This is a genomic window from Candidatus Desulfatibia sp., from assembly GCF_036446775.1.
In the GTDB taxonomy this organism is placed as follows: Bacteria; Desulfobacterota; Desulfobacteria; order Desulfobacterales; family UBA11574; genus Desulfatibia_A.
Window position 1 is genome coordinate 1 of record NZ_JAZFTO010000022.1, and the last position, 6,924, is coordinate 6,924.

The 6,924-nt window shown below is 46.4% G+C and carries 6 protein-coding genes; 4 read left to right on the forward strand and 2 right to left on the reverse strand.

Annotated elements, in window-relative coordinates; genetic code table 11:
• Both V3S16_RS00985 and V3S16_RS00990 read right to left on the reverse strand, forming a co-directional pair.
• Positions 1-333, reverse strand: a 333-nt coding sequence (locus V3S16_RS00985) for a hypothetical protein (protein WP_413882808.1), incomplete at its 3' end; no start/stop codon positions are given.
• Positions 334-709: 376 nt separating this feature from the next.
• Positions 710-1,489 (reverse strand): NRDE family protein, encoded by a 780-nt coding sequence (locus V3S16_RS00990; RefSeq protein WP_413882809.1) that lies wholly within the window; start codon positions 1,487-1,489, stop codon positions 710-712.
• A 597-nt stretch (positions 1,490-2,086) separates the two neighbouring features.
• Between V3S16_RS00990 and V3S16_RS00995 the strand changes: the two genes are divergently transcribed.
• The 4 genes from V3S16_RS00995 to V3S16_RS01010 all read left to right on the forward strand — a co-directional run.
• Positions 2,087-2,242 carry a hypothetical protein gene (locus tag V3S16_RS00995; RefSeq protein WP_413882810.1) on the forward strand — a complete coding sequence of 52 codons (156 nt, stop codon included), beginning with the start codon at positions 2,087-2,089 and terminating at the stop codon, positions 2,240-2,242.
• Positions 2,243-2,316: 74 nt separating this feature from the next.
• A complete protein-coding gene (locus V3S16_RS01000) occupies positions 2,317-3,399 on the forward strand; it encodes an AI-2E family transporter (RefSeq protein ID WP_413882811.1) in 1,083 nt (360 codons plus the stop codon).
• 29 nt (positions 3,400-3,428) lie between these two features.
• Complete coding sequence (gene gyrA, locus V3S16_RS01005) at positions 3,429-5,867, forward strand: DNA gyrase subunit A (protein WP_413882812.1); 2,439 nt, start codon at positions 3,429-3,431, stop codon at positions 5,865-5,867.
• Positions 5,868-5,885: 18 nt separating this feature from the next.
• A partial coding sequence (locus tag V3S16_RS01010; RefSeq protein WP_413882813.1) for an NAD(P)H-dependent glycerol-3-phosphate dehydrogenase occupies positions 5,886-6,924 on the forward strand: 1,039 nt, incomplete at its 3' end.

Genomic DNA, 6,924 nt, shown 5'->3' on the forward strand with positions numbered 1-6,924 from the left:
GGCAGCCTTTTCAGCGGCGGCTTTTTCAGCGGCGACCTTTTCAGCGTCGGCTTTTTCAGCAGCGACCTTTTCAGCAGCGACCTTTTCAGCAGCGGCTTTTTCAGCAGCGACCTTTTCAGCAGCGACCTTTTCAGCAGCGGCTTTTTCAGCAGCGACCTTTTCAGCACGAACGGCAGGTTTCTTTTTGGCTTTTGGAACAGCTTTGGCTTTTTTCGCCGCTTTCGTGGTTTTTGATACAGCCTTTTTGGTTTTGGCCGTCATTTCCTCATCTTTTTTCTTGGATGCACTTTTTTTCTTTTTGGACGTCGATTTAAGCAAACTGTTTTTTCCCATAGAAAACCTCTTTGAACTGCCGTAGCAATATTCCCTGTCCAACTATAGCGCAGCTGCCGGGAGTTTCAATTTTGATTTATGACGAATACCGTATATAAGATCAGATATGTTTTGTAAACATTTTTTTGCCTTATTCCGGATTTCGCACAGGTTAAATCGGACGGGTGCAGATATTCTTCTCTCCCAAAACCATTGAATTTCTTAGACAGGATAACAGGATAAACAAGATCATTTTTTTTCCTGTTTAAATTATATTTTTTTATGCGGCTTTGAAATGAAAGGGTAGTTACAGGATACTGATTTATAATGTACAGGAACTGTACTTTCCTGTTTTTTTAATATCAAGTCAATCCTGTAATCCTGTCCAAAATATTTTTCATTTTGAGATTAATAAGCTGAATGTACGGGTTATTTCCTCTGAGGATTTTGCATGCGGCGGATCAAATGTCCGCTCGGCAAAAGTAAGCTTTGCGGTCCTTTCTATAAAAACAACGGATGACGAACGCGTTCCGTAATCCGGGCTTAAGATAAATAATGGAGAAAGCACGCGTTCCCAACTAAGGTCGACCCCGGTGTCCGGCAACATGTCATCGGGGGGATAAGACCGGTCATTGAGCATGCTAAAAACATCTTCAATATCAATTGTTTGTTTACTGTCAAGCAGAGTTTCAAAAGCAGCCTTTCCTTTTTCAACCTTTGGCCAGGGAGTGTCAAGCAGGTGATTACACAGGCCGAAAAGACCGGGTTTTAACTTTTGAATGCTGTTTCCCATGTTGGAATAATAGAATAAGCCCGACCCGTCACCAACGATGAGGTTGAATCCATTGTAGCGGTGTCCGGAAGATTTGATATGATTCAGGTAGTTTTCCGGTGATTCTAATCCTTGCAAAAAGTTGCTGACAAGATGACCCCGGGAAGGCGCATTCTCATATCGCAGGGCAGGTTCGCGGTAATTGGTGATGGCTGCAATGCGCCCGGTGCGCGTTACGCCGAGCCATACTCCATTGCGTTTAAGGTCCCGTCCGGCTAAAATTTGCGGCATGTCTTTCCAGAAAGCCAGCGGTGCCGTAGGGCGGTCATAATATTCGTCCCGGTTTGCCGCCAGTACGATTCGATAGACCGGATGCATGTCATAAGATATGAGGAGCAGACACATCTTTGTCACCATTGGCGTTCTGGATTTGAAGCGTTCTCGACTTGTGCCATTGTGCCCTAGTGGCTGAACTGTTATATCATCCTAGGTTGAGAGGTTCAGCGTTCAAGCCCGCCCTGGCGCGACGATCGTTATCAAGGAGATCAACCCTCTGCTATTAAAATATATGCCTTGGAGCCAGCTTCTTGAAAGCAGGTCTGGGCCAGGGGTTCCGGGTTGATGAGCCCTGACAGGCTCAATTCAAAAGAGTTACGCCTCAATAGAGGCGGCAAGCAATTCTTACCCAATGGGTGCAAGAAACCAATCCTGACATTGAGTTGTAACGTTAAGTAATGTCAAGATGTTATAACCTTTGAACCTAGAACCCTGAACCTAGAACCGATCAGTTTAGGAGTATATTTAAATATCTGGCATATTATGAAAATATTATCAATAAATATGCAGCAGTTTTTTCTTTACTTGGTTAGCTGTTATTGTTACAAGATGTTTGCGTTTTGTGCGATATTAGAGCATTTTGGCGGGAGTGTCGCAAACTTAAAAGAAACAATAAATTCGAGACTTTTTGAAGCAACCAATTAAATTGCAGGAGATTTGTAAAGTATGGATACCGGTAGAAGGTTGGGTACTTTGGTAGTGTGTGCCGTGCCGGCCATTATCGGCGGCGGCATCATTTATGGTCTTTTTGGAAATTATGCCTCGGTTTTTATTTATGAAACCCTTCTTATATTGGTGGCCGGCGCATTAGTCAGCAGATAAAGCGCAGGTCATGTCATTCAGCTCTTTACGATACCTATCTCGACGTTAGTCCTGTCACTTAAGTTGGAGGCACAATGCAAGATAGAGCTTATCGCGATATTATTCTGTGGTTTTTTCTGGCCCTTTTCCTTGCTTCTGCGTTTATGCTCGGCAGATTGCTTTGGCCCTTTCTATCTGTAATTGTTATGGGTGCAGTTGTGACCAGTCTTTTCAAGCCTGTTTATACCTTCTTCAACCGGAAAATGAGTTCGAACTTCTCCTCACTTTTGACATGTACGCTGGTATTCATTATCCTGTTTCTGCCAACGCTTCTTTTTGTGGGTCTCTTGTCGAAAGAGGCGTTCGGCCTGTATCAGATGGGCAAGAGCGCCGCTATCAGCGATCAGTTCCGAAGCCTTTTTGAAAACAGCACGGTCCTTGAAAAAGTAAACTATTTGCTTGCAAATTTCGACTTGACTATTAGCGCTGACCATCTCAATCAAGCGCTTTCGGAACTGGGTAAAGTTGTCGGCCTTTTTCTTTATCAGCAAGCCAGTTCGATTGCCTCGAACGCGCTCAAATTTATTGTGTATTTCTTTTTTATGCTCCTGGTTATCTACTATCTGTTCATTGATGGGGATCGGTTGATGGCGTTTATTATTGGTCTTTCTCCACTGCCTGATGAACAGGACGAAAAACTGATCCAAAAGTTTAAGAATATGGCAGGCGCAGTTATTGTCGGGAATGGTGTCTGCGGGTTGATTCAAGGTTCGGCGGGCGGTACTATTTTTTGGATGTTCGGCTTTAAATCAGCATTTATGTGGGGTGTCATCATGAGCCTGCTGGCGTTTCTCCCCATTATCGGGGTCGGCATCGTCTTTATTCCAACGGCTGCTTTTCTTTTATTGAAAGGACGGATCGCGGTGGGTATAATTTTTGTCGTTTTCTATATCATTCTTACCGTTAGCGTAGATAACCTCTTGAAACCCAGACTGGTGGGGCAGCAGGTTAAAATGCATACGCTGCTTGTTTTTTTTTCCATAATTGGGGGATTGAAAATGTTTGGGATTATAGGAATTATTTACGGACCCCTGGTGATAACCGCTTTTTTGACTTTAACGGAAATCTATTACGCAAGTTACCGGGAACTGGTTGAACCCGCTAAAAATTGCAAATAAAATCGCTGTGCGATTTTATAGGTGTTAATATGAAAACTGCCGAAAAGATGCCTGAGATCAGCATCGAAAGTGAGATGAAAAAGTCGTATCTCGACTATGCCATGAGTGTGATCGTCGGCAGAGCCCTGCCGGAAGTGCGAGACGGCCTTAAACCGGTCCATCGGCGCGTGTTGTTTGCAATGCGCGAACTAAAAAACGAGTGGAACAAGCCGTATAAGAAATCTGCCCGCATTGTCGGGGATGTTATCGGAAAGTACCATCCCCACGGTGACACCGCAGTTTATGATACCATTGTGCGCATGGCTCAGGACTTCTCGTTAAGATATCCCCTTGTGGACGGCCAGGGTAATTTTGGTTCCGTAGACGGTGATCCGCCGGCCGCCATGCGTTATACCGAGATCAGAATGATGCCTCTTGCTCATCAGATGCTGGAGGATTTGGACAAGGAGACCGTCGGTTTTGCAGCTAATTATGATGAATCCATAACAGAGCCTACAGTACTCCCGGCTAAAGTACCCAACCTTTTGGTAAACGGTTCTTCGGGCATAGCAGTTGGTATGGCAACCAACATCCCGCCGCACAACCTCTCAGAAGTGATTGCGGCCACCAAAGCCGTCATAGACAACCCCGAGCTTACCTGGCAGGATCTTCTTCGCTACATACCGGGGCCTGACTTTCCGACCGGCGGTATCATCTACGGGACCAAAGGGATTTACGAAGCATACAAAAGCGGCCGCGGAATTATCCGGATACGGGCCAAGTCCGTTATTGAAAAAGATAAAAAAACCGCAAGAGAGACGATTATTATTACGGAGCTTCCCTATCAGGTCAACAAGGCCAAGCTTATCGAAAAGATAGCAAGCCTCATTAGAAACAAACAAATCGAGGGCGTAAGATATGTAAGAGACGAATCCGACAGAGAAGGGATGCGCATAGCGCTGGGTCTAAAAAAAGAACAGATCGCCGGAGTAATCATCAACCAGCTTTATAAACATACCCAGATGGAAAATAGCTTCGGTATTATATTTCTTGCAATTGTAAACAACCAGCCCCGGCTTTTGAACTTAAAGGAGATTTTAGAACATTTCATCCTTCACCGCAAGGAGATCATCATCCGGCGGACCCGCTATGACCTGAGAAAAGCCGAAGCGCGGGCCCATCTTCTGGAAGGGTTGAAAATCGCTCTTGAACATCTTGATGATGTTGTTGCCGCGATTCGTAAATCAAAATCGCCGGACGAAGCCAAAACACGGCTGACCGCAACTTACGCTCTGACCGTGATCCAGGCGCAGGCCATCCTGGATATGCGTTTGCAGCGTCTGACCGGCCTTGAACAGGAAAAGATATTAGAAGAATATAAACGTGTTCTCAAGGATATAAATCGGTATAAAGAGCTTCTTGCAAGTGAGCGACTGGTGAAAAATATTATCAAAGATGAGCTTTCCCAGTTGCAGGAGGAATTCGGAGACCGGCGTCGCACCGAGATCGCAGAAAGCACTAAAGAAATTACCATGGAGGATATGATTGCCGAAGAAGACATGGTCGTTACCATTTCCCATACCGGTTATATTAAACGCAATCCGATTACCATTTACCGGAGCCAGCACCGCGGCGGCAAGGGTAAGACCGCCATGGGTGTGAAGGAAGAAGATTTTGTCAGCCATCTTTTTGTGGCTTCCACGCATCACACCTTCCTGTTTTTCACGAATCTGGGCAAGGTTTACTGGTGTAAGGTGTATGAAATCCCGCCGGCCGGCCGTCAGAGCCGTGGTAAAGCCATCGTTAACCTTTTAAACTTTGATAAGGATGAAAACCTTACCACGGTGCTGGCAGTGGCGTCGTTTGAGCCAGGTTATCACATTATTATGGCCACCCGCAGCGGGCTGGTTAAAAAGACGGATCTTATGGCGTTCAGCAGGCCCAGAGCAGGAGGTATTATTGCTTTAAGCCTTATCCCCGGCGACGAATTGATTGCGGCTAGAATTACCGACGGCACCTGGAATGTCTTTTTAGGCTCCGCCATGGGCCAATCAATACGTTTTCACGAGTCTGGTGTGCGTCCGACCGGCCGCACTGCCAGAGGAGTGCGGGGTTTAAAGCTTGCAACGCAAGATCGAATAGTGAGCATGGAGGTTTTAAGCCATGGCCAGACTCTGTTCACTGCCACGGAAAACGGATACGGGAAGAGAACTTCTATTGATGAATACCCTCTGCGGAAACGCGGCGGTAAAGGTGTTATTACGATTAAGACTACTGAGCGCAACGGACATGTCGTCGGCAGTCTCCTTGTTGATGATGATGACGACCTGATGCTGATGGCAGACAGTGGTAAGCTTATACGCATGGCTGTCAGCGATATTTCAGTGATCAGCCGCAATACCCAGGGTGTAAAGCTAATCGGGATGACGCCCGGCGAAAAGGTTGCCGGTGTTGCCAGGCTTGCAGAAAAAGAAAATGCCATCAGCTGATGATAGGAAAATGTTCGGATGAAAAATGGAATCAATATAAATGATATCAAAATCGGGGTTGTGGGAGCTGGCAGTTGGGGTACCGCTCTGGCTAATCTTTTGGGCTTGAAAGGTTTTAAAATAGATTTGTGGGTATTTGAAAAGGAAGTAAAAGAACAGATTGAGACATTTGCCGAAAACAAGGTTTTTCTCCCGGACTTCCCCCTTTCAAGCAATTTACGGCCTTACAATGATATGGCCCGGGTGGTTTCCGGGAAAGAACTTGTACTGATTGCCGTCCCATCACATGTCATGCGGGAAACAGTGCAGAAAATGTCAGCTCATCTCTCTGAGGAGACGATCGTAGTGTCGGCCTCCAAAGGGATTGAGAACGAGACTCATCTGACCATGTCCGCTGTGCTTAAAGAGGTCCTTTCTGTAATTCCGGAAAGCTCTATTGCAACTCTCTCCGGCCCGAGTTTTGCCCGGGAAGTCGCCCAGAAATTTCCTACCGTCGTCACAGTGGCATCAAAAGATGAGCAGGTCGCCAGGTATGTCCAGCATGTTTTTGCCACGCCTTATTTTAGAGTCTATACCAGCGATGACGTTGTCGGAGTCGAACTGGGCGGTGCCGTCAAGAATGTAATCGCCATTGCCGCCGGCATCATTGACGGCCTGGGGCTTGGATTAAATACCAGGGCCGCCTTGATTACCAGAGGCCTTGCAGAGATTCGTCGACTGGGCATCGCGCTTGGCGCCAATCCGCACACTTTTGCAGGACTCGCCGGTGTCGGAGATCTGGTGCTGACTTGTACCGGAGATTTAAGCAGGAACCACACCGTGGGCAAAAAGATAGGACAAGGCATGCAATTAACCGAGATTCTGTCAGAAATGCGTATGGTTGCAGAGGGCGTTAAAACCGCCAAGTCAGTTTTCAATCTGTCGAACAAGCTGGGTGTAGAGATGCCCATTGCCCACGAGGTCTACCATATTCTATACGAAGATATTACACCGATCGAAGCCGTACGCAGACTTATGACCCGTGATCTTAAAAATGAGTTGGATGACCAGGAGATGC

Coding starts and splice junctions, on each gene's coding strand:
- V3S16_RS00990 (WP_413882809.1), bottom strand. CDS start 1,489: ATGTGTCTGCTCCTCATATCTTATGACATGCATCCGGTCTATCGAATC.
- V3S16_RS00995 (WP_413882810.1), top strand. CDS start 2,087: ATGGATACCGGTAGAAGGTTGGGTACTTTGGTAGTGTGTGCCGTGCCG.
- V3S16_RS01000 (WP_413882811.1), top strand. CDS start 2,317: ATGCAAGATAGAGCTTATCGCGATATTATTCTGTGGTTTTTTCTGGCC.
- gyrA (WP_413882812.1), top strand. CDS start 3,429: ATGAAAACTGCCGAAAAGATGCCTGAGATCAGCATCGAAAGTGAGATG.